Below are 24986 nucleotides of genomic sequence, written 5' to 3' on the forward strand. Positions count from 1 at the left end.
TTTCCAAAATCACGCTTATTCGTTGAGGATAATGGTTTTTTCACCCGCCTCTTCTGACAATGCAGCCCTTAGGGGCGCCCTGTTGATGATTTCCGCCGCACTGTGTTTTGCGGCCATGGCGGTGCTGATCCGTTATGTCACCCGCGATGTTCATCCGTTCGAAGCAGCATTTTTCCGCAACTTTTTCGGTTTGCTGCCGATGGTACCCTGGCTGATTGGCAATGGCATTGGCGGATTGAAGACCGAACGGTTCAAGCTGCATTTCCTGCGCGGGGCACTTGGGTTTGGCGCGATGTCGTGCCTGTTTACCGCCCTTGCCATCACCCCCGCCGCCCAAGTGATTGCGATCAACTTTACCCTGCCGATCCTGACCACGGTTCTGGCCGCGATCATTGTGCGCGAAACCGTGCGCGCGCGCCGCTGGAGTGCGATTGCTATCGGTTTTGTCGGGGCGATGATCATTATCCGGCCATTCGGGCAGGATTTTGAAACCGGTGCCATTCTGGCCTTGCTGGCGACCCTGTTCATGGCAGCGGCCATGACCACCGTCAAAATGCTGTCGCGGACTGAAAGTGCCAATGCCATCGTCACCTGGATGGGACTGGTCATGACGCCCTTGTCCCTGCCACCTGCGATCTATTTCTGGGAAACACCCAGTTTGTGGCAGTTGTTCATTTTGCTTTTGATTGCGGTATCGGGCACCGCCGGTCAGCAATTGCTGGTGCGGGCCTATCGCACGGCGGACCAGTCCTATGTGATGATTTTCGACTTCCTGCGCCTGCCATTTGTGGCAGCAATGGCCTTTGTCATGTTTGGCGAGGTGGTTGATCTTTGGACCTGGGGCGGGGCCGCCCTGATTATCGGATCAGCCCTTTATATCGCAAGGCGCGAAGCAGTATTGGCAAAGCGGGCCAAAACGGAAACCCGCCTGCCAACCACGGCCCCGGCCGACCCGCAGGCCATTCCGGCCACCAAGATTGATCGCCCGGAACAACATCAGGTCAATCCCGGCGAGACAAGCAAACCCAAAGACGAAAGAACACCCGATGCGTGATCGGTTCAACGCCCTTCCCCCCTATTTGCAGGCATCCGTCTTCGGGGTGATGGCGTCGATCAGTGCAGCGATCTTTTCGGTTTTTGTCCGCCTTGCGACCGAACATATTGATCCGCTTCAGGCGGTATTTTTCCGCAATTTTTTCGGATTGATCCTGATTGCGCCTTTGGCATTTCGTGCAGGCATTGCGCCGCTTAAGACAAAGCGTCTGCCAATGTTTGCCTTGCGTGCGGTATTGTCGATGGGGGCGATGAGTTTCTGGTTTTCCGCCATTGCCTATATGCCGCTTGCCGAAGCCACGGCCCTTAATTTCACCGTGCCGCTGTTTGGCACCATTCTGGCGGCGATCTTTTTGGGCGAAACCATTCGCAAATACCGGGTCGCGGCATTGCTTGTCGGTTTTTGTGGTGTTCTGATCATTATCCGGCCGGGTAGCGACACCGTGCAGCTTGCAAGTCTGTTTCCGATCGCGGCAGCAATCTGTATGGCAAGTGCGGGGCTTACCATCAAGTCACTGTCCAAAACTGAAAACCCGACCACCATCATCCTTTATATGATGGCGCTGACCACACCGATGACCTTGATCCCGGCCCTGTTTGTCTGGGAAACACCCAGTCTTGAGGTTCTTGGCCTGATGGCGGCCGGGGCGTTCATGGCCAATATCACCCAGATCTGCAACACCAATGCATTCCGGGTTTATGATTACGGATTTGTCATCGGGTTCAATTATCTGCGCCTGCCGATTGTGTCGGTCATCGCCCTTGTGATGTTTGGCGAGATTCCCGAAATCTGGCTTTTGCCCGGTGCGGTTCTGATTATCGGATCGGCCCTGTTCATTGCGCGCCGCGAAGCCAAACTGAACCGCGAAGCCAACCGGATCAAACGGGGGCCGTCATCAACCGCCAGCGACCTTGATCCGCCACCGTCACGCGACTGATCGAGTATCGCCAACGTAAAAGCAAAGGCCCCGACAATGCCCGGTGTGGTTAGAACATGGTTTGAACGCCAGCCTGCATCGATCCGGGCCAGTTTCTTTGCCCTTGCCGCGGCCATCCTTGCCGCGTGCTTTACCCTGACCATCCGGTTTGCCACCGCCGAACTTCATCCCTATCAGGCGGTGTTTTTGCGGTTTGCCTTTGGCCTTATCATGATTGCGCCAATGGTGATAAAAGCCGGGCTAACAAGCCTTCGAACCACGCGCCTGCCGCTGTTTGGCGTGCGCGGCATCCTGTCGGCAGCAGAGATGTGTTTGTGGTTCATGGCGGTGCTGTATCTGCCATTGGCCGAGGCCACGACACTTAATTTCACCGTGCCGCTGTTTGGCACCATATTGGCCGCCCTTGTCCTGCGCGAGACGGTGCGTATTCATCGCTGGCTTGCGGTTGTTATCGGCTTTGTCGGGGTCGGACTGATCATTCAGCCGGGCACCGATGCCATGCAACCGGCAAGCCTTTTGCCAATTGCGGCGGCCATGTGCATGGCCTGTGCGGGCATGATCACCAAACGACTGGTCAGCACAGAAAGCACGGTGTCGATGTTGTTTTATCTGATGATCATTACAACGCCGGTGTCACTGGTACCTGCCCTGTTTGTCTGGCAGACACCAAGCTGGGGCGTCCTTGGCCTGATGGCTGTTGCCGCCCTGATGATGAATGTCATGCAGGTTTGTAACGTCAAGGCATTGCAGCTTGCCGATTACAGCTTCTTTGTCGGCTTTTCCTATTTGCGTTTGCCGATCATCGCCATTCTTGCCCTTATCCTGTTTGGCGAAGTGCCCGATATCTGGATCATCCCCGGCGGGGCGATGATTATCGGGGCGGCGATCTATGTCGCCCTTCGCGAACACAAGCTTGCCCGCCAGAAAACCGGCGAGGACACTGATGCCATTACCCTTCCAGCCCAAGACCCGCAAGGCAGCACAATCCGCAAAGACAAATAGCGATACGCGATCCGTATTTCCGTACCTTTCCGGCATCTGAATTGAAGCTTGCCCGTTAAAGGTATAATTTGGTATACAAATACCAAATTAAGGGATTTCCATCAGAAACGGGAGGCTTCACGCCATGATCATCAAGGGTTCCATTGCCATTGTTACCGGGGCTGCATCGGGACTGGGTGCCGCAACAGCCGCGACATTGGCCGGGGCCGGGGCACGGATTGTTGCCTTTGATCTGAATGAAGCCGGGGCCAAAGCCACCGCCGAAAAACTGGGCGGGATCGGGTTTGGCGTTGATGTTTCGAACGCGGCAAGCGTTGAAGGGGCGGTTTCCGAAGTCGTCAAATCCGTCGGTATTCCGTCCATTCTGGTCAATTGCGCCGGGATCGTGCATGGCGAACGCATTGTCGGGCGTGAAGGCCCGGCCGATCTTGACGCCTTTGCCCGTGTCATCAATGTCAATCTGATCGGCACATTCAACATGATGCGGGTGACCGCCACCGCCATGAGCCGCAATGAACCATCACCAAGTGGCGAACGCGGAGTGATTATCAACACCGCCTCGATCGCCGCCTTTGAAGGGCAGATCGGTCAGGCGGCCTATGCCGCATCCAAGGGCGGGGTTGCGTCCCTGACATTGCCGGCCGCACGCGAATTGTCGCGTCACGGGGTACGTGTTGTGTCGATTGCACCGGGCCTGTTTGGCACACCGATGTTGATGGGCCTGCCCGACGAGGTTCAGGAAAGCCTTGCGGCCAATACGCCATTCCCCAAACGTCTGGGCGATCCGGCCGAATATGGCCGGTTGGCGATGCATATCTGTGAAAATGAAATGATCAATGGCGAGACCATCCGGATTGATGGCGCGGTTCGTCTGGAACCAAAGTAGTCCCACAGCTTTGGTTTAGCTATCTACCGCAGCCAAAAACACCCTGCCGTCCCCTACCGGCAGGGTGTTTTATTTGGGGAAGCGATTTTTCTTTAAGGCAATATGCCTCAGGTGCCCGATGCGGCATCACAGAAAACGGCCAGTTCAATGTCTTTCATGGTGACGCCCCCGGCATCATGGGTGGTCAGGGTCACATTGACCTTGTTGTAGACATTGAACCATTCCGGATGGTGATCCATCTTGTCCGCCATCAGGGCAACACGGGTCATGAAGCCAAACGCGGCGTTGAAATCTTCAAACCGGTAGACCCGGCCAATCGACAGGCCATCTTCGGACAATACCCAGCTTGGCAAGGATTTCAGTGCCGCTTCAATCGACGGCTTTTCCAGTTTGATCATACTCTTTGTCTCCTGATTTCCTGGCCTTGATTATCGGGGCGAGACGTCAGACCATTTGACCACAAAAAGTTGCATAAAGCATTCCTAATTAACCAAAAATCTTCTGAACGCGTTCGCGCAGGACCGGCAAAAGATCGGCTTCGAACCACGGATTCTTTTTCATCCAGGCGGTATTGCGCCAGCTTGGATGGGGCATCGGCAAAAGGGTGTCGGGCAGATAGTCGGCGAAGCGATGCACGGTTTCGGTCATGGTTTTGGCCCGGCGCGACCCAAGATAGCGTTCTTGCGCATATTGCCCGATCAGAAGGGTCAGTTCGATATCGGGTAGATGTTTTAACAATTCATCATGCCAGGCAGGCGCGCATTCCGGCCGGGGCGGCAAATCCCCGCCGCGATCAAACCGGCCGGGATAACAAAAGCCCATCGGCATGATTGCCAGTTTGGCGGGGTCATAGAAATCATCGACCGACAGATCAAGCCAGTCCCGCAGGCGATCCCCGGACGCATCATTCCAGGGCAGGCCGGTTTCATGAACCTTGGTGCCCGGGGCCTGCCCGATGATCAGAATGCGCGCGCCCTTGGCCATGCGCACCACAGGACGCGGCCCCAGTGGCAAAGCCCCGGCACAGATGCGGCACGCCCGGACTTCGTCCAGAAGGGCGTCAAATGCAACGTCCCCGCCCGCCGGATCAATTTCAGGAAGATCGCCGCAAAGACCGGGCATGTATTATTTCACCTCGGAATCTTCGATGACCCATTCTTCGGCGGCGGCATCGGCGTACCATTCCTTCATCGCAGGCAAATCAAGGATCGCCTGCATATAGGCATTGCCAACCGGATCAAGTTCGACCCCATAGGTTTTAAACCGCGTCACCACCGGGGCATACATGGCATCGGCAATCGAAAAGCCCCCAAACAGGAAATCACCGCCCTGCCCGTAACGGGTTCGGCACATTTTGAAAATCTCGCCAATGCGGGCGATATCCTTGTCCACGCCATCTGCCCGGCCCAGCCCCGGCAGGCTTTTGCGGCAATTCATCGGCATGTTGTTGCGAAGGGCCGAAAACCCGCCATGCATTTCAAGTGACACCGCACGCGCAATGGCCCGCACATCGATATCAAGCGGCCACAGCAACGTATCAGGTCGGCTATCGGCGATATATTCAAGAATGCCCAAGGCCTCCCAGATGGTTTTGGTGCCGTCAAAATATGCCGGAACCTTGGCAGTTGGTGAAAAGACCGGGGCCTTTGCCGCCCATTCATCGCTGCGCAACGCGATCAGGCGTTCTTCAAAGTCGATCCCGGCGACCTTCAGGCCAAGCCAGGCGCGCAGTGACCAGGATGAATAATTCTTGTTGCCGATATAAAGAACGGGGCGCGTTTCCATGATGGTTTCTTTCTGTTCGGGGACGATGATCCCAAGGCCGGGACACCGGAACTATCGGGTGTTTGGATATCGGGTTCAAGCCCATCTCGGGAATTTGATTTACCGTTTTTGATGCCCCGGACGTCGTAAAGATCAGAGGCGGCATCATTTCAGTTTGCCCCGCATGCATCATCTGGTTCAGGGGGCTTTATGCCGGTATCACTTCGTCGATTTGTCTTTGCAGCCGCGTCGCTGTTTGGCGTTATCCATGCAGGCACGTCACTTGCCAATGACCAGCCCAAAACACCAACCATCATGGCCCCGACCGAGGTGATTTACGAACATGTAGTGCATTCGGACCTTTTGGGTCGTGACATGCGGCTTCTGGTCTGGAAACCCGATCATGATGCGCCCAAAGACGGTTATCCGGTGATTTACAGCTTTGACGGGGAAACATCGATTACGGCATTGGCCGAATTTGCCGCCCAGGCAGAGGTTCTTGGCGCGCGCTATAAACTTGGTGCACCAATGGTCGTCGCCTTTGCCGAGATGCCGGGCGATTACAGCCATGAACAGCGGATGTATGACTTCACCCCCTTTGCCAAGACCTATGAGCTTCATGAACGGCCCAATATGCTTGAATGGCCGAAACTGGGCGGCGGGGATACTTACCTTGAAGCCGTAATGACGGAATTCAAACCGTTCATTGCCCAGACTTATGCCATCGACAAGGACCGGGAAACATTGTTCGGACATTCCCTGGGCGGGATGCTTGTTTTGCATATGCTGGCCACCCGGCCCGATGCGTTTGATGCCTATGTCGCGGTCAGTCCGTCCTTGTGGTTCAACACACCGCAACGGTTTGACGAGATCAGCACGTTGCTTGCCGATCCCGGCTTTGCCCCCGCACGCCCCGTACCGTTGATGATGACGGTGGGGGCCGATGAATCGGACCTGACAAAGTGGGATATGCGCCTGCCCGAAGATATGCGCAGCCGGCGCCTTGAATGGAAAAAGATCAACGCGATGGTCGATAATGCGCGCAAGATGGCGGGCGTTATTGCCAAGGAAGGGGCCGGGAAGATCGATCTTGATTTCTCGGTCCTTGATCGCACCAACCATCATACCGCCAAGCCGATCACCATGTATCGGGCGATCGAGATGGCGATGACCCCGCGTTAAGCGGCCTTTGCCCTTATCGTTGCCATTGCGGTTATCATTGCAGAATTTCACAGCCCCGCCCCGACCTTGATCCGGTTGGCGGGGTTTTGTTTTCTGGAATTGCTCTGAGAGAGTGGCAGCCGTAAGATCAGGACATATATCCTTTTCTGACAGGCCGTTTTTGACGCCTTTGCCTGTCTGCAATCTTTATCCCACGTCACCATCAGGGAAGACTTAAATTGTTCGACCACATCATCGCACGCGATAGTTCCACCAACCCGATCACCATCACCCCGATTGCCGAGGGCGATTTCCAAAGCTGGCTTTCGGATCAGTCCGAAACCACCAAGGCATGGGTGGCGGCAAACGGCTATGAGGCAAAGCGCGGCGCCCAGCTTGCCCTGCCCGGAACCAACGGCGCGTTTGGATCGGTGTTGATCGGTTATGTCGATGATGCCAAGGCGATCTGGGATTTTGCAGGGCTTCCGGCCAGCCTTCCCGAGGGTGTTTACGGCCTTTCGGCCAGCATTTCGGACAATGCGGCCCTTTATGAAAAGGCAGCCCTTGGTCTTTATCTTGGCGGGTATCGCTTTGACCGCTATCGCAAGGATGACGGCAAGAAGGACAAGCGCGCCAAAATCGCCCTTCACAACAACGAAGCCGCCAAGCGTGCGGAAAATGTTGCACGTGGCATCGGGCTTGCCCGCGACCTGATCAATATTCCGGCCAATGATATGGGCCCGGCCGAACTTGAAGCAGCCGCCCGCACCCTTGGCGACGAATTTGGCGCCAAGGTCAGTGCGATTGTTGGCGAAGACCTTCTTAAGCAGAACTTCCCGGCCATCCACACCGTCGGCTATGGCAGCGATCGCGACCCGCGCCTGATCGACCTTGTCTGGGGCGATGCAAACGCGCCGAAGATTACCCTTGTTGGCAAGGGTGTGTGTTTTGACACCGGGGGCTATGACCTTAAACCATCAAGCAACATGCTTTTGATGAAAAAGGACATGGGCGGTTCGGCACAGGTTCTTGGCCTTGCGCGCATGATCATGGCGGCCAACCTTCCGGTGCGTTTGCGCGTTCTGATCCCGGCGGTGGAAAACATGGTATCGGGCCGGGCCTATCGCCCGAGTGACATTTTGAAAACCCGCAAGGGCCTGACGGTTGAAGTCGGCAATACCGATGCCGAGGGCCGCATTGTTCTGTCCGATGCCCTGACCGAGGCGGCATCGGAGAACCCGGAACTGGTGATTGATTTCGCGACCCTGACCGGGGCGGCACGTGTCGCCCTTGGTCTTGGCCTGCCCGCCCTGTTTTCCAATGACGATGATCTGGCCAACGGGTTGATGGAAAATGGTCTGGCGCTAAATGATCCGATGTGGCGTTTGCCGCTTTGGGATGACTATCGCCCGCAGCTTGATAGCAAGGCGGCCGATATGAACAACATTTCCGGATCACCATTTGGCGGGGCGATCATTGCCGCCCTGTTCCTTGATCGCTTTGCCGAAGGGGCAAAAAGCTGGGCGCATATCGACCTGATGGCCTGGAACCCGACCGACCGTCCGGGCCGCCCGACCGGTGGCGAAGCACAGGGAATTCGCGCTGTTTTCAAGCTGATCGAAGATCGTTTCGGTAAGTAAATAAAATGTCAAAGGGGCGTATCGATGCCCTTTTGCCGGTCACCGGATTGCTTTTGATCGTGTCTGACGGATTACCTGAAAGGGTCGTTCGTCAGACATTTGTTTTTTGGACCAACGGAATTGTTTCGTCTTCTGATGGCGGGCATCCCGGGCACAACAAAGCGATCCTTGCCTTCCCGAAAAGAAGAATGAGCCGTCAAAACGGTTTCAACCTTAAGGGAAAAGGCAGGCGAATGCATATTTCCCAATAAGACCTTTGACATATGCGCAACCGTCAGGTAGACAGATTACGTATTCGTAACAAATAAATTGTTGGGCACGAACATGTCGATCGAGATCAAACCGTCTCAGGCACTCGACCTTTGGCGTATCGCGATTGTTGAAAGTGTGCGTCGGGATTCACCCGATCTTTCTGCCCGGCAAATGGCCCTGTTGCTGAATGTTTACCTGACCCAGGCCCCCCATACGGTACGCGGCCTGTCAGAGGCGCTTAATATCTCCAAACCGGCCATTACCCGTGCCCTTGATCGCCTCAGCTCGCTGGGGATGGTCAAACGCAAGGTGGATGAAGAAGACCGCCGTTCGGTTTTGATCCAGCGTACGGTCAAAGGATCGGTCTTCCTGCGTGAATTTGGCGATATCATCGTTTCAGCCGGCAAAGAAACCGAATAACCGCCCGACCCGCGTGCCACATTTAGCATCCTTGCTGATGGCACAAACGCCCTGATCCGAACAAACGGATCCCCGGATCGCCCAGAAACCGGGATTTAGGGCAGCAAAGCTTTCCCATCGTGAATGCATAAAATCTGATATGGCGAAAATCCGCTATATACAGACCGGTTGGTTTGTAAGCCCCACTGCTATTCAACCCAGTTAACAGCGTATTTTGCGTTTAACTTCTGATAGTTATGCCGCTCACACCATATTAGAAATGATGCATTTTCGCGTTCCTGACATCAATTTTGCGGATATCAGGCGCAAGAGGCAAAGAAGCTAGAAACGGGTGCCCGCAGTGCTTTCAGGCATCTCGATCAGCGATAAAAGGCCGGCAGCAATGATCAGAATAGCCCCGGAAACCCGCGCAATAGCATTTGTGCCGCCGCGCCGAACCAGCCAGGGCATGATGCGGGCCGCCCCCATCGCATAAATCATTACGAAACTGTAATCAAGAACCACAAAGGTCGCGCCAAGCATCAGTAATTGCGGTGCCAATGGCAGGCCGGGATCGACAAATTGCGGAAACAGGGCACCAAAGAAGGCGATGGCTTTGGGATTACCGGCTGCCACCAAAAAGCCCTCGCGGAACAGTTTACGGCGACTGGCGACTTCATAAGCGCCGGAAAATTTCATTTCGATTCCGGTTTTTCCCTTGGATTTATTGGCCTTTCGGAAAAAGGACATCAGCCCCATGACCAAAAGGAACGCAACCCCGCACCATTTCACAACGGCAAAGGCCGTGGCAGATGTCGCCAGAATGGCACCAAGACCAAGTGCCGCAATCACCATCTGGATCATGTTGGCGGTCACATCGCCAAGGGCGGTGATCAGTGTCGGACGCGCGCCATAGCGCAGCGCATGGGACATGCCGATCAAAACACTGGGCCCCGGCGTCATGACCATCATAACGGACAGGACGGTAAAACTGAGCCAGACTTCGAACGACATGGGGATACTCCGGAAAGGTGATCAATCCGGAATATCACAGCAGTGCCGCGAGACAATTGCGTCCTGCGCAACCGGCCCATGCGTGGCAGAGAAATGGAGAAGGAGACAGATCAGCGTTTCTTGGCGTCGCCCGGCCAGTGATCATAGAACATGCGTACCTGCACCGAACGCAAGGTATCGGGCGGCAGGAAGGTCTGCCCGGTGCCAAGAAGCTTGTTCTGAAGGGCGGCGAAATAGCGATTGGTAACCGGCGCAAACGGGGTGAAGGCCGGTTCAGGGACAATTTCCTCGCCCTTTTCCTTGGCGGCTTCGAGTGCCTCGGCCTCGGCGGCGAGTTCTTCCTCGGTCTTGGGCGGCGGGGGCGGCAACATCGCGGGTGCGACATATTTAAAGGATCGCTTGCCCTCTTCGCGGGTTTCAAACCGTTGCAGAGTGTCGCGATACATCAAGCGTTGCAGATCGACCAGGAAGCCATTGATGATTTTGGGCAGGGTCCGTTCGATCACGCCAACAGCCTGCTTGTTCTCGGCTTCGAGCCAGATATTGAACACCATCTGGCGAATGGTCCCGGTTTTGGGCAAAACCACCGTCAAGGACACAGGATCAGGAACGATGACGGTTTCCGGCATTTCGGGCACCGCATCCTTTGCCGGTTCTTCGGTAGTTTCGGCATCGGCCTTTTTGCTGTTGGCAAGCGCAGGCCCCGTCAGAACCGCAAGCATCAGCATTGCAAGGGGCATCGCCCCCAACAACATCGCCATGCCCCAGGAACGATGACCGTTCATCCGTTTGCGTCCAAGCAAAAGCATATCCACCCTATTATCCTGTTTTCGTGTCCTTTTTCTGAACCCTTTGTATCAGGTTTGATGCGAAATTGTCGCGGTCAGTTACTGACAAAATCTGTCCCGGCGGCCTTAAGATCAAGGGCCGCGGCCAAAAGCGCCTTGGTATAGGGCTGTTGCGGGTTATCAAAAACATCCGCAGCCGCACCACTTTCAACCAGCTTTCCGCCCTGCATCACCATCACCCGGTGCGACAATGCACGCACAACCCGAAGATCGTGACTGATAAACAGATAGGCCATCTTGTGACGGGCCTGAAGATCACGCAACAGTTCGACAATCTGGGCCTGTACCGACATATCAAGGGCCGAAGTCGGTTCATCGAGTACGATAAAGCGCGGCTTCAAGACCAATGCCCGGGCAATTGAAATGCGCTGACGCTGACCACCGGAAAATTCATGGGGATAGCGATCCATGGCATTTTGCGGCAGATCGACCTCGCTGAGTGCCTCGGCAATGCGGGCTTCGCGTTCGGCGACACTCAAACCCGGTTCATGAATTTCAAGCCCCTCGCCGACGATCTGGGCAATCGACATGCGCGGGCTAAGCGATCCGAACGGATCCTGAAACACCACCTGCATGTCCCGGCGCAACTTGCGCAGATCGGCACCGGCATATTTGCGGATATCGTTCCCGGCAAACTTGATGTCGCCTTCTGATTTCAACAGACGCAGGATGGCCATGGCAAGGGTTGTCTTGCCCGATCCGCTTTCGCCCACAATACCAAGGGTTTCACCCTGTTTAAGGGTCAGGGAAATTTTATCAACCGCATCAAGATAACGTTCCGGCCGCCCCAGAATGCCCTTGCGGCCAATCGGGAAACGGACATGAATGTTGCTGGTTTCAAGAAGTCCGGCGGCATTTTCCGGCAGCTCCGGCGCATTGCCACTTGGCACCGCCGACAGCAGCTTTTTAGTATAGGGATGTTTGGGATGATCAAACAGGCTTTGCCCCACGCCGCGTTCGACAACCTCGCCATCCTTCATCACGCAAACACTTTTGGCCATCTTGCGGACAATTTGCAGATCATGGGTAATCAGCAGCAAGGCCATGCCAAGCTTGTTTTGCAAATCCTGAAGCAGTTCGAGAATTTGCGCCTGAATGGTGACATCCAGCGCAGTTGTCGGTTCATCGGCAATCAGCAGTTCCGGTTCATTGGCAAGAGCCATGGCAATCATGACGCGCTGGCGCTGACCCCCGGAAAGCTCATGCGGAAGGGCCTTAAGCCGTGATGCCGGATCGGGAATGCCAACCAGATCAAGCAGTTCAAGGATACGTGCCCGTGCCTTGGCACCCCGCAATCCTTTATGAAGCAACAGCACCTCGCCGATCTGCTTTTCGATATTGTGCAGCGGATTAAGCGAGGTCATCGGTTCCTGAAAGATCATGGAAATCCGGTTGCCGCGGATCTTGCGCAGCGTCCTTTCATCCGCACCGACCATTTCCGTGCCATCAAAGGTGATGGAACCGGATGGATGGGTGGCCCGCGGATAAGGCAGCAATTGCAGGATTGAAAGGGCGGTTACCGATTTGCCCGATCCACTTTCGCCAACCAGCGCCATGGTTTCCCCGCGCGCCATCGAAAATGAAACGCCCTTGACCGCATGGACATTGCCGAAATTGACCGAAAGGTTGCTGACATCAAGAAGCAGCGGCTGGTCTGATTGCTCTGTCATTTTGCGGGTTCCTTAAAATGTCTTGCGCGGATCAAACGCGTCGCGAACGGCTTCGCCGATGAAAATCAGAAGACTGAGCATGATGGCAATCGCAAAGAAGGCCGTCATGCCAAGCCAGGGCGCTTGCAGGTTGTTCTTGCCCTGTGACAGCAATTCCCCCAGCGACGGCGAGCCCGGCGGCATCCCCAGTGACAGGAAGTCAAGCGAGGTCAGGGCGACAATAGACCCGTTCAGCACAAAGGGCAGGAAGGTAATGGTCGCCACCATCGCGTTGGGCAGAACATGGCGATACATGATCCGGTAATCAGTCATGCCAAGCGCCTTGGCCGCCCGCACATATTCAAAGTTACGCGCCCGCAGGAATTCCGCCCGGACAAGACCGGTCAAACTCATCCAGCTAAACAGCACAAGGATGAACAAAAGCGTCCAGAAACCCGGTGCAAACAGGCTGGCCAGAATGATCAGAATGAACAGCTGCGGCAGGCCGGACCAGATTTCAATCACACGCTGGAAACCAAGATCAACCCAACCGCCGAAATAGCCCTGTACGGCACCGGCCGCGATGCCAATCACGGAACTGACCGCCGTCAGTGCCAAGCCAAACAGGATCGAAATCCGGAAGCCGTAAATCAGACGCGCCAACACATCGCGCCCCAGCTCATCCGTGCCCAGCAAATGGCGTGAGGATGGTGGCGATGGTTGGGGTTCGCGCATATCAAAATCGATGGTCGAATAGGAAAACGGGATGGGTGGCCAGATGGCAAAGCCGTGATGGTCGATCTTGCCCTGAATATAGGGATCATAGAAATCGGTCTCGACATCGAAATCCCCGCCATAGGTGGTTTCCGGATGGTCCGAGAAGATCGGCATGTACCAGTTATCGTCATATTTAACGAAGATCGGCTTGTCATTGGCAAGCAGTTCGGCAAACAGGCAGGCCACAAACAGGATGGTAAAGATCACAAGCGACCAATAGCCACGCTTGTTGGCCTTGAAATTGGTCAAACGCCGTTGATTGAGCGGAGAAAGGGTCATTGAAGTCATGATCAATTCTCCCGCGCGTCAAAATCGATCCTTGGATCGACGAAATGATAACTCAGGTCGCTGATCAGGTTCATGATCAGACCAAACAGCGTAAAGAAATACAGGGTCGCGAACATCACGGGATAGTCACGGGTCATCACGGCGTTAAAGCCAAGCAAACCAAGTCCGTCGAGCGAGAAAATCACTTCGACCAGAACCGACCCGGTAAACAACATTCCGACAAGTGCACTTGGAAAACCGGCAATGATCAGCAGCATCGCGTTACGGAACACATGCCCGTAAAGCACACGCTTCTCGGTCAGGCCCTTGGCCCGTGCGGTAACGACATACTGCTTGTTGATTTCATCAAGGAACGAGTTTTTGGTCAGCATCGTCAGCGTCGCAAAACCCGAAATCGTCAAGGCAATGATCGGAAGCGTCAGATGCCAGAAATAGTCCCCGACTTTGCCCAGAAGCGACAATTCATCAAAGTTCGAGGATGTCAAACCGCGTAACGGGAACCAGTCAAGATAGGTCCCACCGGCAAAGATGACGATCAACATGACCGCAAACAAAAATCCGGGGATTGCAAAGCCGAAAATAATCGCCGCAGACGACCAGATATCGAAGTTTGACCCGTCACGCACTGCCTTGGTGATCCCCAGAGGGATCGAAATAATATAGATGATCAGGGTCGACCAAATGCCCAGCGATATCGAAACCGGCATTTTATCAAGGACGATATCGACAACATCGCGGTCCTGGAAATAGCTTTGGCCGAAATCGAAGGTCAGATAGTTCTTCATCATCATCCAGAACCGTTCCGGTGCCGGTTTGTCGAAGCCAAATTGCACTTCGAGCTGTTTGATGATTTCCGGATCAAGTCCCTGCGCACCGCGATAGTTAGATGTCGACGAGAAGTTGTTTCCAGCCCCCGATGATGCCGAACCACCGCTGTCAGCACCCTGATTGGTGATGCGCGCAGTTGATGAAACGTCGGTTCCTTGAAGCTGGGCGATGACCTGTTCAACCGGGCCGCCAGGTGCGAATTGAATGATCACGAAATTCAGCAACATGATGCCAAACAATGTCATCGGGATCAGAAGAAGACGCCGCAGAATATAGTTCAGCATGGTCTAGTTCCCCCCCATCGGCAATTTTGCGGCCTTTTCCGGATCAATCCACCAGCGCATTACCGATTCCCCTTTAAGCGGTATCGTGTCGGGTTGGCCAAAGATGTTCCACCAGGCAAGACGTTCCCCGCCAAGGTAATATTGCGGAATGACGTAATAGCCCCACAACAAAACCCGATCGAGTGCATGGGTCGCGGTGACCAGTTCATGCCAGCTATTGGCACTTGCAACCTTTTCGACCATCGCATCAACGACCGGACTTTTGATCCCAGCGAAATTGCGACTTCCGGGCTGGTCGGCGGCTTCACTTGACCAGAAAACACGTTGTTCGTTGCCCGGTGTCAGGGCCTGTGTCCACCAGAAGGTCGTGACATCAAAGTCAAAGGCCTGAATGCGGTTGACCCACTGCCCGGTATCAATCAGACGGATATCGAGCTGCACGCCAAGCTGTTTGAGGCGGGCCTTAAGAACCAGTGCGATTTTTTCCAGCCCCGGCTGACGAATGATCAGTTCGAACCGGAAGGGTTCACCGGTTTCCTTATTGACCAGAACCTTGTCGCGGAGTTCCCATCCGGCTTCGTTCAGAAGCGTCATGGATTCGCGCAGTGCCTTGCGGCGGCCATCGGTTTCATCAAAATCGGGAAGCTTGAAAGGCTGGGTAAACAGTTCGGCCGGCAGTTGATCGCGATAGGGTTCCAGCAATGCCAGTTCATCACCGGCCGGAATGCCACTTGATGCCAGTTCGGAATTCACGAAATAGCTGTCTGTGCGCTTATAGGCCCCATAGAACATGGCGCGACTGAGCCACTGGAAATCAAAACCGTATTGCAGCGCCTTGCGCACCCGCCAATCGGCAAAGATCGGCAGGCGGTTATTCATCACATAGGCCTGCATGCCCACAGGCAGATCATCGGGCATGAATTTTTTCTGGATGTCGCCACGTTCGACCGCGGGCGTGTCGTAGGCCGTACTCCAGTCGCGTGACGAATGTTCGGAGCGCACCATATATTCACCGGCCAGAAACGCCTGTCTCTGAACTTCCGGATCGAGATAGGTGTCGTAGCGAATGGTATCGAAATTGTTCTGACCGCGATTGACCGGCAAATCCGCCGCCCAGTAATCCTTGACCCGTTCATAGGTGATGCGACGGCCGGCTTCGATACTGGCGACCTTATAGGCACCACTGCCCACCGGCAGTTCAAAGGTGGTTTTCGAGAAATCCTTACCGTCCCAGAACTTCTTGGGCATGATCGAAATGCCCGCCGCGGTCATCGGTGTTTCACGGTTATTGCCGGGCTTGAAGGTGAATTTGACGGTCAGATCATCAATCGCCTCGGCCCCTTCGATCTGGGAGAAATATTGCCGGTAGACCGGGCTTCCTTTTTCGACAAGGATTTCATAGGAAAACACCACATCTTCGGCGGTGATTTCGCTGCCATCCTGAAAACGCGCACGTGGATCAAGATGGAATATGGCAAAGGATCGGTCCTCAGGGACTTCGATGCTGCGCGCAATCAGGCCATACATCGCATAGGGTTCATCGGCACTTGAGGCCATCAGGCTATCATAAATCAGGCCAAGACCGGCGGCCGATGTGCCCTTAAGCGTGAAGGGGTTGAGCGTATCAAACGCGACAATCGATGACTGGATCAGGGTGCCGCCCTTGGGCGCATCGGGATTCACATAGTCAAAATGCGTGAAATCCGGCCCGTATTTGAGATCACCATACAGCGATATGCCATGGGATGTTGTGGTCAGCGGGGCAAGTTCGGCTTCTTCGACTTTGACTGTTGGTGCCGGATTGATGACGGGCTTGTCGGCATCCTGGGCCCGAACGGCCGCCGATGTCATCGCAGCCACACCGGCCATGACACCAAAAGCAAGAAGTGCCGATGAAACCGTCTTGCGAACAAGCTGCGTGCGCGACGGTTTCGGATTGGCGACATGCGCGTTCATGTGACGAATCGTCTTTCCCCTAATGCAAACTGATTGCGTATCGTGTCACTTCTCGGGACGCAGCAGACAAACCAATGCGGGCATATTCGCCACCTCACCACCCTGCCTGACTGAATTGTTTTTATCTACTCTTCATAATGAAGAATAAAATGGTTCAATTTCAAGGCATCATGATGATGCAGATGCCTTTTGCGCCAGTTTTCGCCGTTCGGTTTCAATTTTGATTTCACCCATCAACCAGTTACGGAATGCGCGGACCTTGCGACGTTCCAGTCGCCCCTGCGGATAGCACAGCGAATAGGCATAGGGACTGTCGACCGGCAAGTCGAACGGCACGGTCAAACGGTTGGTCACCACATATTCGCCAATCATCGCCGGATCGGAAATCACCACGCCAAATCCGCTTGCCGCGGCCTCCATCGCCATATCAAGAGTGGCGAAAACCGGACCGTGATTGGCATCAACTCCGGTGACACCCGTACCATTCAGCCAGATATGCCAGTCTTCGCGCTGGGCCGAGCAATGCAGAAGCGTCACACCTGCAAGGTCTTTGGGGGATTTTAGCTGTTTGGCCAGATCGGGATGACAGACGGGCAAAAGCCGTTCGCCGGTCAGGAATTCGTGAACCAGTTGTTCTTCCTGGGTATCGGCAAAGCGCACGGCAATATCGACCTCGTTGAAATCAACCGGGGCCTTGTCATCATTATAGGTGCCAAGCTGTACCTGAAGATCGGGATATTCCATCTGAAACCGCCCAAGCCGGGGCACGATCCAGCGCATGGAAAATGTCAAAGGGGCCAGAACCGAAAGCTGTGTGTCATCGGCGCGGTCTTCAACCTTGGCCACCGCATTTTCCATGGCATCAAAAGCCGGGGTAAGACCATCCAGAAGGTTGCGCCCGGCCCGGGTAAGCTTAAGGCTTCGATGCTGCCGTTCAAAAAGTTTACGGCCCAAAACTTCTTCAAGGTGCTGCACCTGTCGGCTGACCGCGCCTTGGGTCACGTTAAGCTCATGTGACGCTTTGGTGAAACTTTCAAGACGACCGGCAACTTCAAAGGCACGAAGCGCATTTAATGGCAATGGACGGCGTTTCATGACAATGGCTTTGCATGATTAAAACTCATGCAATGATGACAAAAGATGGTTTGAGCGCAAGTGTTTTTAGGCGTAACTCTGGGTTTAACGAAATGAGACACACGCATCACAGATGCTGGGCCGCTGATTAATCGAGAGCAGCCTGAATTTATGAAGGAATAAAATCATGGTCGCGATCACCAAAGATGCAGGCGCATTTGTTGCAACCCGCCGTCACCACAACACCGTCAACCTGATGGATCTGCCGCGCGAATGGTATAAACGCCACGATCTGCGCAAGAAACTTGGTCTGATGGATGCCCGTATGCTGCGCGATATCGGCTGGAACGTTTATGACGCCCGTCGCGAAGCTGCAAAACCGTTCTGGAAAGCATAAGTACAGAACAAACCCGCGCTTTGGCGCACAACAGAGTATGTATCATGTCTGCCCCGATCTTTCGCCTGCAAGGTTCCCTTTCATTCCCCTTGCAGGTGCTTGATGCTCTGCTGAGCATCCTGAAGGTCCCGAGCCCGCGATAGGGTTTGGAATTCTTCATTCTCCCCCCCCAGAGCTTATGCTTCAGCTTATGCTTCAGCTTATAGCTCTGGCGCAGCGCCGACTCCCCCCGTTGGCGCATGCGCGTAAGACTGCCGGTCACTCCCCCTGTGTGACCGGCATTTTCTTTTTCGGGATCAGCCCAAGGCAGCGATGTGCCTATTTCTTTTTGGGATAGCGCAGATACATCAGGTTGGCCGCATTCAGAACCGAATACATCACGGCAAATTGCGCGTTGAATTCGAACTTTTCCGGGCGCGGATCAAACATCTCGTAAATCTGGCGGATGGATCGTTTGCCATCGATGCGCGACAGGATCGCCGGTGAAGCCGCGGGCATGGTGCGGGTAACCGAAAGCCCGGTAAAAGTGATCTTGATATTACCCGACTTGGCAACCGAGCGGGCAAGGGTCGGACCATCAACCCGGTTAAAGAACGGAATGGTGTCTTCGTCGGGAACCGGCGCTTTGATCTTGTTCTTGGCCTTGACCACATAGAAGATATGCTTGGTGATATTGCCCGCCATCAGTTCCGCCAATGCCGCACGTTCGCGGAACGGCACATGGACGGCCTTTTCCAGAACATCATGGCGCGAACAATAGGTGGTTGGATCATAGCGCATCGGCTCGATAAAGCTTTGCAGGCGTAAACCGGCCTTTTCGACAAAATCAAAAACTTCATCGACCCGGTATGCCCGGTCCTGTTGATGCAGCAACAGGTCATAAAAACCGGCATCGCCGCCATGGATATGATCGCCGACAAACGGATTGCGCTTCAGCCAGTTGGTCCCCGGCAATGAATTAAAAAGCGCCTTGCCGAAATGAAGTCTGCGCGCGCCACCGGCCTCGGCATTCAGGCGTTCCATCATTTCCTGCATGTGATAGACGCCCTGACGACCCAGTTCGCCATAGACCATCAAACCCATACCACCATTGGGTTTCAGCGCATCGGCAAGCGCACGCAATCCCGCATCGGGATCGGGCAAATGATGCAGCACCCCGCAGCAGTCAATATAGTCAAACGGCCCGTATTCCGAGGCCAGATCAACGAAAGAGCCGGTCACGAAGGTCACGTTCTTTTCAAGATTGCGGCGCTTGATGCGGGCCTCGGCAATCTCGCGGGAGCTTTCGGACAGATCGATATAGACGATGTCGGCCTTGGCTTTGCGATCGCGGGCCTGCTGGGCCAGCATGACAAGCGCATCACCAGTCCCGCCCCCGGCGACCAGAATTTTGATCTTGCCGCTTTTGGTCTGGGCAGACGGATCACGCCCGCCAAAGATATAATGAACAACTTCATCCCAGTTCCCCGGCGAGCCGAAGATCAGCCGCTTGTCTTCGTCTTCGGGATCGCGCGCCGGATAAGGATAGGTCTCGTACTGGTCGCGTGTTTTTTCAGACGATTGCACCGCGTCGGCACTGTTTTTGTTGTCGGGCATTACCGAATTTTCCAGCAGAGAAATGGTTGGGACAGAAACATCCTATACCAACGAATTAATTAATAAAATCCAGCAGTTCATTCAACTTAGCGCATATTGATCACAAGTTTGCCGGTTGCCGTGCGATTGCGGATCGCCTCAAGGGCAATCATGGCCTCTGACAGTCGATAGGTCGCCGAAATCATCGGGGTGATTTTGCCCGTGGCCAAAAGGTCCAGAAGTTCGCCCATGCCCTGGCGGGCGATGTCGGGATTCTGTTCCAGATAGGCACCAAAATAAAAGCCGATCACCGTGACATTCTTGACCAGAAGGATATTGGCCGGGATTTGCGGCACCGTGCCACTGGCAAACCCGATCAGAAGGATTCGCGCCCCGGGCGCAACACAGCGCAGGCTTTGATCAAACACATCGCCGCCCACCGGATCATAAACCACATCCACCCCGGCAGGTTTGCCAAGGGATGCCGCGATTTCGCGCACCCGGTCGCGGATATTTTCGATCTTGTAATCAATGGTGTAATCAGCACCATGATCGCGGGCGATCTGGCATTTGTCCGCCCCGCCCGCCGTGGCAATCACGGTGGCCCCCAAAAGCTTGGCACATTCAACCGCGGTCAGGCCAACGCCCCCGGCCGCCCCATGCACCAGAACAAGATCACCCGACTGCACGTCGGCGCGATATTTCAACCCGAACCAGCTTGTTCCATAGGCAATCTGAAAAGCCGCTGCCTGATCATACCCAACCGTCTCGGGCAATGGAATGACAGTGGCAGCATTCGCCACCACCTGCTCGGCAAAGCCGCCCCAATCGGGCAGCGCCATGACGCGATCACCGAGATTGATGCCTTTGACATTGGCACCGATGCTGCGCACCGTGCCGCTTACTTCAAAGCCCGGGGAAAACGGGCCGTCGGGGCGTTTTTGATATTTACCGATCAGGATCAGGGTATCGGCGAAATTGACCCCGCAGGATTGCACATCAATGGCGACCTGATCGGGACCCGGAACAGGATCGGCCCAGTCCGTCAGCACAGCTTCCTCGCCAAATGCCTTGCAAATCCATGCCTTCATGCCGGTTCCCTGTTGTATCAGATCGAACGGGCACAGTGTGGCGCGTGTCCTTGGCACAGACAAGCCAACATTGGACTAACAGGCATTATTGCGGCGGGGTGGATTGGCCAAAAAGGTGGATCAGGAACGCCGGATCAGAAAATCCGGGTACGCTTGCGCTTGCGGGTCAGCAACAGCAAGACAAAGGACGGCACCAGCAAAACAACCAGCGCCGGGGCCAGCAAAACCGGCACAAAGATATTATCCCAGGCCCAGGACGAGATATAGCGCTGGATGACGGACTGCAACAGGTTCAGGCTTCCGGTATCAAGGCGATACCAAAGCTCTCCTGCGGCGACCAGCCGGAAACTGCCTGTCTGAAGCGCGGTAATGGAATCGTCAACCAGCACAGCAATACTGGCAAACAGCAAAATCCATCCCAACGCCCTTAGAACCCACATTATCCTCTCCAGACTACCCGTAAGGGTTGGTATGTACGGCCATTCTGATCGCAATCTATCGGCTTTGCTCTGCCAACCTAAAGGAGCGCAAAACCGCAAAAAATGACATTGCGAATCAAAATCCTGACGTCAAACCTTACGGCCCAGACATCAACAAGAAGTAAAGATTACGCCAAATCCCGGTTTACCAAGGGTTTTGTGCCTTGATCGGACCGCAGGTACCCGGTTTTTTCTTTGAAATCAGGCCGATTTCACGAAAGTGAAAAAAGTGGCTTATTGGGCCTTGTCAAGCAAGGTCGGGTCGGCTAATGTCCGCCCGCTTTCGCGATATATACAAGATCGCATGTGGAGAGGTGGCCGAGTGGTTTAAGGCGCACGCCTGGAAAGCGTGTTGGGGTGTAAGCCCCTCAGGGGTTCGAATCCCCTCCTCTCTGCCACTGACTAAATTCCCGAAAATGACAGATCAAACGCCACACAGTTCCCGCTGTGTGACGAAACGCGTTTGCTTATTTATCTGATCCGGTTTGGCCCGAAACAGCCATCAGCCATTTGCGCAGCAATCCATCAAGCTGTTCCATTTCATCGGAACTGAGCCCTTCGAGCAACCGGTGCTGGTTGGCGACGTGATTGGTCACGGCGGCATCAATCAGCTCGAACCCGTGCGCGGTCAGGGCGACGACAAAGCCGCGGCCGTCTTCCGGGTTGCGCTGGCGGGTGATCAGGCCTGCTTCTTCTAGCTTATCAAGCCGGTTGGTCATAGTGCCCGATGTTACCATCGTCCATTCGATCAATTGTGACGGGCTAAGTGCATAGGGCGGACCGGACCGGCGAAGCGTTGCCAGCACATCAAAGCTGGCACCATTCAGATCGTGCTGTTTGAACACGCGATCAAGTTCGATCATCAGAAGATTGCGAAGCCTTCCCATGCGGCCAATGACGCCCATCTGGGTCACGTCAAGGTCGGGGCGTTCGCGGCGCCATTGCGCCAGAATGCGGTCGATTTTGTCAGTGCTGTTTTCCATGGTTTGAGCATATGCCGAAAATTTATCTTGACGTCAAGATTTCTGATTATATCTTGACGTCAAGATAAATGGAGCTATCCCATGAACAGAACAACAGACTTACTTCTGACTGCAATCGCCCCGGTAATCTGGGGCAGCAGTTATATCGTGGCGACGGAATTGCTGCCGCATGGCTATCCGTTGACCATTTCGCTTTTACGCGCCCTGCCTGCCGGTTTGATCCTGTTGCTGGTGGTACGTCAGCTTCCCGCTGCCGGATGGCGTGGCCGGGTTTTCATTCTTGGTGCATTGAACTTCGCGGTTTTCTGGTCGTTGCTGTTTTTGGCCGCCTATCGCCTGCCGGGCGGGGTTGCGGCAACCCTTGGCGCGGTTCAGCCGTTGCTGGTGCTGTTCCTTGCCCGTTATGCATTGGGCAGCACAATCACGACGCTTGGAATTCTTGCCGCGGTTTCCGGCCTGATCGGTGTTGCGATGCTTGTCCTTGGTCCGTCGGCAAGCCTTGATCCGGTCGGCATTGCCGCAGCCCTTCTGGGTGCGCTTTCGATGGCGGCCGGTACGGTCCTGAGCCGGAAATGGCAGCCGCCGGTTTCGCCCCTGACCTTTGCCGCATGGCAATTAACAGCGGGCGGCATCCTTTTGATCCCGGTCGCCCTGATTGTCGAGCCCGGCTTCCCGATGCCGACCATCACCAATATTGCCGGCCTGGTCTGGTTGGGGCTAATCGGGGCTGCGCTGACCTATTTCCTGTGGTTCCGCGGTATTGCGCGGCTTGGCCCGACCACGGTGACAAGCTTTGGCTTCTTAAGCCCCACCAGTGCGGTTCTTCTTGGCTGGGTCATTCTTGGCGAACAGTTATCCGCCCTTCAGATGGCCGGTGTTGTTGTTGTCCTGATCAGTATCTGGCTCGGACAGCGTGCCGCACGGCCCAAACCAGTCCTTAATCCCGACACCACCAACGATACCAGCCCCCTTGCTGCCACCCAAAAATCCTGACCTGCCACCAAAACACAATTCAGAAAAGGAACGTCCGATGACCAATACCGCCCCGCATAATCGCAAAATCGTTGTTTTTGGCGCCACCGGCGATGTCGGCCGCGAAGTTGTGACCGAGGCGCTTTTGCGCGGATACCAAGTCACAGCGGTTGCCCGCGATATTGCAAAACTGTCCGCCCTTCCAGACTCTGTCGCCCGCCAAAGCATCGATATCCTTGCCAACCCGGAAATTGCCGCAGAAGTCCTTGCCGAACATGATGTTGCGGCCAGTTCGCTGCGCCCTGCGACCGGACAGGAGAGGCTGCTGCCGGAAATGACCAAAGTGCTGCTGGATGCGGCCCGTCAAAACCGGACGCCGATTTTCCTGACCGGCGGGGCGGCAACCCTGAAACTTGCAGATGGCAGCGGCCATACGGTTCTGACCGCGCCGGACTTCCTGCCCGATAGCGTACGCCCGATTGCCGAAGCCTGCGAACAGGTCGATATCCTGTTTGATCAATATGCCGATGTGCAATGGACCTGCCTGCGCCCGCCCACCATGCTGATCCCCGGCGAGAAAACCCGCAACTATGTACGCGGCACCGATACCCTGGTCACCGATCACGATGGTGCGGCCCGGATTTCTTTTGCCGATTTCGGTGTGGCTATGGTCGATCTTGTCGATGCCAGCTTTGATGCCGGCATCAGCAACCCGCAACGTTTGACGGTTGGCTATCAGTCACAGGTCGCAGCGGCCTGATCCGGCCCAAACAACACATATATAAAGATATAGATGCAAAGCGGGCGGCGCGACAAAACCGGATAAAGCCGCCCGTTTTCAATTCTGATCAACCGGATTTGGATGCGGATTTGATCCGGGCAAAGACTTCATCAAGGGCCGTATGGATTGCCGATGTGCCGTTTTCACGGACAAAGGCCTTGGCGACCTGTTCGTTCAGACCGCCCGGTGTGGAATGGCCGTCGACCAGTTGGGCAAAGCTTTGATCCGGTGACTTGGTAGTGTTCTCGGCAAGGCCGGCAAACAGTGCCGCCAGATAACGTCTGGCATCGGCATCACTCGATCCCTGTTTGACCATCCAGTCGGCCGCACTTTCAAGGACCGTGAAATAGGTCGCCATCAGCGCACTTCCCGCCGCATAGCCATCAAAGGCATCGACGGTTTTGGCTGCAACCGCCCCGCCAAGCGCACCAAACAAGGCCATCACATCATCCGATCCGGGATAGATCGCGGTCACACAGGCATGATGTTCGACCGATGGCAGGGGAATGGCGCGATCAGTTTGCGCATTGGTGTCCAGCCAGGATTTAAGATCATCAATCGGGATGGTCGCGATCAGGCTGACGATGGTTTTGCCATCCGGGACATGAAGCGGTTCAAGCACTTCACGGGCAATTTGCGGCAAAACGGCAAGAAAGATCATATCGGACTGATCAATGATCGCCTGATTGTCATCAAGAACCTGCACCTGATCAAAATCGGCTGCCAGTCGGGATGACACCCGTTCACCCCGGCGCGAAACGATAACGTCGGAAACCGGAAAATCCGATGATACCAATCCACGGATCATCGCATCACTGATTGCGCCAGTCCCGATAAACCCAAGCTTCATTCGCTATACACCGCTAAGACTGTACCCGACCTTATTGCAAGCATG

25 protein-coding genes and 1 tRNA gene are annotated in these 24986 nt (G+C 55.0%); 11 read left to right on the forward strand and 15 right to left on the reverse strand.

From position 1 onward, the window contains the following. The first annotated feature begins 31 nt into the window (after nt 1-31). The 4 genes from TH19_RS18775 (at nt 32) to TH19_RS18790 (ending at nt 3879) form a co-directional block, all read left to right on the forward strand. Nucleotides 32-1054 (forward strand): DMT family transporter, encoded by a 1023-nt coding sequence (locus TH19_RS18775; RefSeq protein WP_114103899.1) that lies wholly within the window; start codon nt 32-34, stop codon nt 1052-1054. Then, on the forward strand, nt 1047-1991 hold the full coding sequence (locus TH19_RS18780; RefSeq protein WP_114103900.1) for a DMT family transporter: 945 nt from the start codon (nt 1047-1049) through the stop codon (nt 1989-1991). Before TH19_RS18775 ends, TH19_RS18780 begins: the two co-directional genes overlap by 8 nt. Nucleotides 1992-2027: 36 nt before the next feature. Next, nucleotides 2028-2993, forward strand: coding sequence for a DMT family transporter (locus tag TH19_RS18785; RefSeq protein WP_114103901.1), 966 nt, complete (start codon nt 2028-2030; stop codon nt 2991-2993). 124 nt (nt 2994-3117) lie between these two features. Further along, nucleotides 3118-3879, forward strand: a complete 762-nt coding sequence (locus TH19_RS18790; protein ID WP_114103902.1) for an SDR family NAD(P)-dependent oxidoreductase — start codon at nt 3118-3120, stop codon at nt 3877-3879. A gap of 107 nt (nt 3880-3986) precedes the next feature. Here the strand turns inward: TH19_RS18790 and TH19_RS18795 are convergent, their stop codons facing one another. From TH19_RS18795 to TH19_RS18805, 3 genes are all read right to left on the reverse strand, one after another. After that, nucleotides 3987-4277 (reverse strand): 4a-hydroxytetrahydrobiopterin dehydratase, encoded by a 291-nt coding sequence (locus TH19_RS18795; RefSeq protein ID WP_114103903.1) that lies wholly within the window; start codon nt 4275-4277, stop codon nt 3987-3989. A gap of 88 nt (nt 4278-4365) precedes the next feature. After that, nucleotides 4366-5001 (reverse strand): uracil-DNA glycosylase family protein, encoded by a 636-nt coding sequence (locus TH19_RS18800; protein WP_114103904.1) that lies wholly within the window; start codon nt 4999-5001, stop codon nt 4366-4368. Nucleotides 5002-5004: 3 nt separating this feature from the next. Next, nucleotides 5005-5664 (reverse strand): glutathione S-transferase family protein, encoded by a 660-nt coding sequence (locus tag TH19_RS18805; protein WP_114103905.1) that lies wholly within the window; start codon nt 5662-5664, stop codon nt 5005-5007. 189 nt (nt 5665-5853) lie between these two features. Here TH19_RS18805 and TH19_RS18810 point away from each other — a divergent pair, with 189 nt between their 5' ends. The 3 genes from TH19_RS18810 (at nt 5854) to TH19_RS18825 (ending at nt 9116) form a co-directional block, all read left to right on the forward strand. Next, nucleotides 5854-6825, forward strand: coding sequence for an alpha/beta hydrolase (locus TH19_RS18810; protein ID WP_114103906.1), 972 nt, complete (start codon nt 5854-5856; stop codon nt 6823-6825). A 218-nt stretch (nt 6826-7043) separates the two neighbouring features. Next, complete coding sequence (locus TH19_RS18815; RefSeq protein ID WP_114103907.1) at nt 7044-8444, forward strand: leucyl aminopeptidase family protein; 1401 nt, start codon at nt 7044-7046, stop codon at nt 8442-8444. 324 nt (nt 8445-8768) lie between these two features. Continuing rightward, a complete protein-coding gene (locus tag TH19_RS18825) occupies nt 8769-9116 on the forward strand; it encodes a MarR family transcriptional regulator (RefSeq protein ID WP_114103909.1) in 348 nt (115 codons plus the stop codon). Between the two features lie 321 nt (nt 9117-9437). Here the strand turns inward: TH19_RS18825 and TH19_RS18830 are convergent, their stop codons facing one another. The 7 genes from TH19_RS18830 to TH19_RS18860 all read right to left on the reverse strand — a co-directional run bounded on the left by TH19_RS18830 (nt 9438) and on the right by TH19_RS18860 (nt 17834). Next, nucleotides 9438-10109: a LysE family translocator gene (locus tag TH19_RS18830; RefSeq protein ID WP_114103910.1), complete on the reverse strand. Its 672-nt coding sequence runs from the start codon at nt 10107-10109 to the stop codon at nt 9438-9440. 110 nt (nt 10110-10219) lie between these two features. Then, the gene (locus tag TH19_RS18835; protein ID WP_258548046.1) at nt 10220-10918 is read right to left on the reverse strand and encodes a hypothetical protein; all 699 of its coding nucleotides are present in this window, start codon (nt 10916-10918) and stop codon (nt 10220-10222) included. Between the two features lie 74 nt (nt 10919-10992). Next, nucleotides 10993-12627 carry an ABC transporter ATP-binding protein gene (locus tag TH19_RS18840; protein ID WP_114103911.1) on the reverse strand — a complete coding sequence of 545 codons (1635 nt, stop codon included), beginning with the start codon at nt 12625-12627 and terminating at the stop codon, nt 10993-10995. A 12-nt stretch (nt 12628-12639) separates the two neighbouring features. After that, entirely contained in the window at nt 12640-13671 is a 1032-nt protein-coding gene (locus TH19_RS18845) for an ABC transporter permease (protein WP_114103912.1), read from the reverse strand. Between the two features lie 2 nt (nt 13672-13673). Then, complete coding sequence (locus tag TH19_RS18850) at nt 13674-14783, reverse strand: microcin C ABC transporter permease YejB (protein WP_114103913.1); 1110 nt, start codon at nt 14781-14783, stop codon at nt 13674-13676. A 3-nt stretch (nt 14784-14786) separates the two neighbouring features. Next, on the reverse strand, nt 14787-16739 hold the full coding sequence (locus tag TH19_RS18855) for an extracellular solute-binding protein (protein WP_258548042.1): 1953 nt from the start codon (nt 16737-16739) through the stop codon (nt 14787-14789). Nucleotides 16740-16907: 168 nt separating this feature from the next. Then, nucleotides 16908-17834 carry a LysR substrate-binding domain-containing protein gene (locus tag TH19_RS18860; protein ID WP_114103914.1) on the reverse strand — a complete coding sequence of 309 codons (927 nt, stop codon included), beginning with the start codon at nt 17832-17834 and terminating at the stop codon, nt 16908-16910. A gap of 166 nt (nt 17835-18000) precedes the next feature. Between TH19_RS18860 and TH19_RS18865 the strand changes: the two genes are divergently transcribed. Next, on the forward strand, nt 18001-18210 hold the full coding sequence (locus TH19_RS18865) for a DUF1127 domain-containing protein (protein WP_114103915.1): 210 nt from the start codon (nt 18001-18003) through the stop codon (nt 18208-18210). A 318-nt stretch (nt 18211-18528) separates the two neighbouring features. Here TH19_RS18865 and TH19_RS18870 read toward each other — a convergent pair whose 3' ends face one another. The 3 genes from TH19_RS18870 to TH19_RS18880 form a co-directional block, all read right to left on the reverse strand. Beyond that, nucleotides 18529-19806, reverse strand: coding sequence for a class I SAM-dependent methyltransferase (locus tag TH19_RS18870; RefSeq protein WP_114103916.1), 1278 nt, complete (start codon nt 19804-19806; stop codon nt 18529-18531). A gap of 86 nt (nt 19807-19892) precedes the next feature. Next, entirely contained in the window at nt 19893-20876 is a 984-nt protein-coding gene (locus TH19_RS18875; RefSeq protein ID WP_114103917.1) for an NADPH:quinone oxidoreductase family protein, read from the reverse strand. A 134-nt stretch (nt 20877-21010) separates the two neighbouring features. Then, nucleotides 21011-21316, reverse strand: a complete 306-nt coding sequence (locus TH19_RS18880) for a hypothetical protein (protein WP_114103918.1) — start codon at nt 21314-21316, stop codon at nt 21011-21013. Between the two features lie 347 nt (nt 21317-21663). On the opposite strand from TH19_RS18880, the gene TH19_RS18885 reads away from it, so the two are divergent. Then, nucleotides 21664-21753 (forward strand) — tRNA-Ser (locus TH19_RS18885). A gap of 69 nt (nt 21754-21822) precedes the next feature. Here the strand turns inward: TH19_RS18885 and TH19_RS18890 are convergent. After that, complete coding sequence (locus tag TH19_RS18890; RefSeq protein ID WP_114103919.1) at nt 21823-22338, reverse strand: MarR family winged helix-turn-helix transcriptional regulator; 516 nt, start codon at nt 22336-22338, stop codon at nt 21823-21825. A gap of 81 nt (nt 22339-22419) precedes the next feature. Between TH19_RS18890 and TH19_RS18895 the strand changes: the two genes are divergently transcribed. Then, nucleotides 22420-23331, forward strand: coding sequence for an EamA family transporter (locus TH19_RS18895; protein WP_114103920.1), 912 nt, complete (start codon nt 22420-22422; stop codon nt 23329-23331). A gap of 37 nt (nt 23332-23368) precedes the next feature. Beyond that, nucleotides 23369-24070, forward strand: a complete 702-nt coding sequence (locus tag TH19_RS18900) for an NAD(P)-dependent oxidoreductase (RefSeq protein WP_114103921.1) — start codon at nt 23369-23371, stop codon at nt 24068-24070. Between the two features lie 88 nt (nt 24071-24158). On the opposite strand, the gene TH19_RS18905 is transcribed toward TH19_RS18900, so the two are convergent. Next, the gene (locus TH19_RS18905) at nt 24159-24941 is read right to left on the reverse strand and encodes a pyrroline-5-carboxylate reductase (protein ID WP_114103922.1); all 783 of its coding nucleotides are present in this window, start codon (nt 24939-24941) and stop codon (nt 24159-24161) included. Nucleotides 24942-24986: the final 45 nt, after the last annotated feature.

It is taken from the genome of Thalassospira profundimaris, assembly GCF_003326675.1.
Lineage (GTDB): Bacteria > Pseudomonadota > Alphaproteobacteria > Rhodospirillales > Thalassospiraceae > Thalassospira > Thalassospira aquimaris.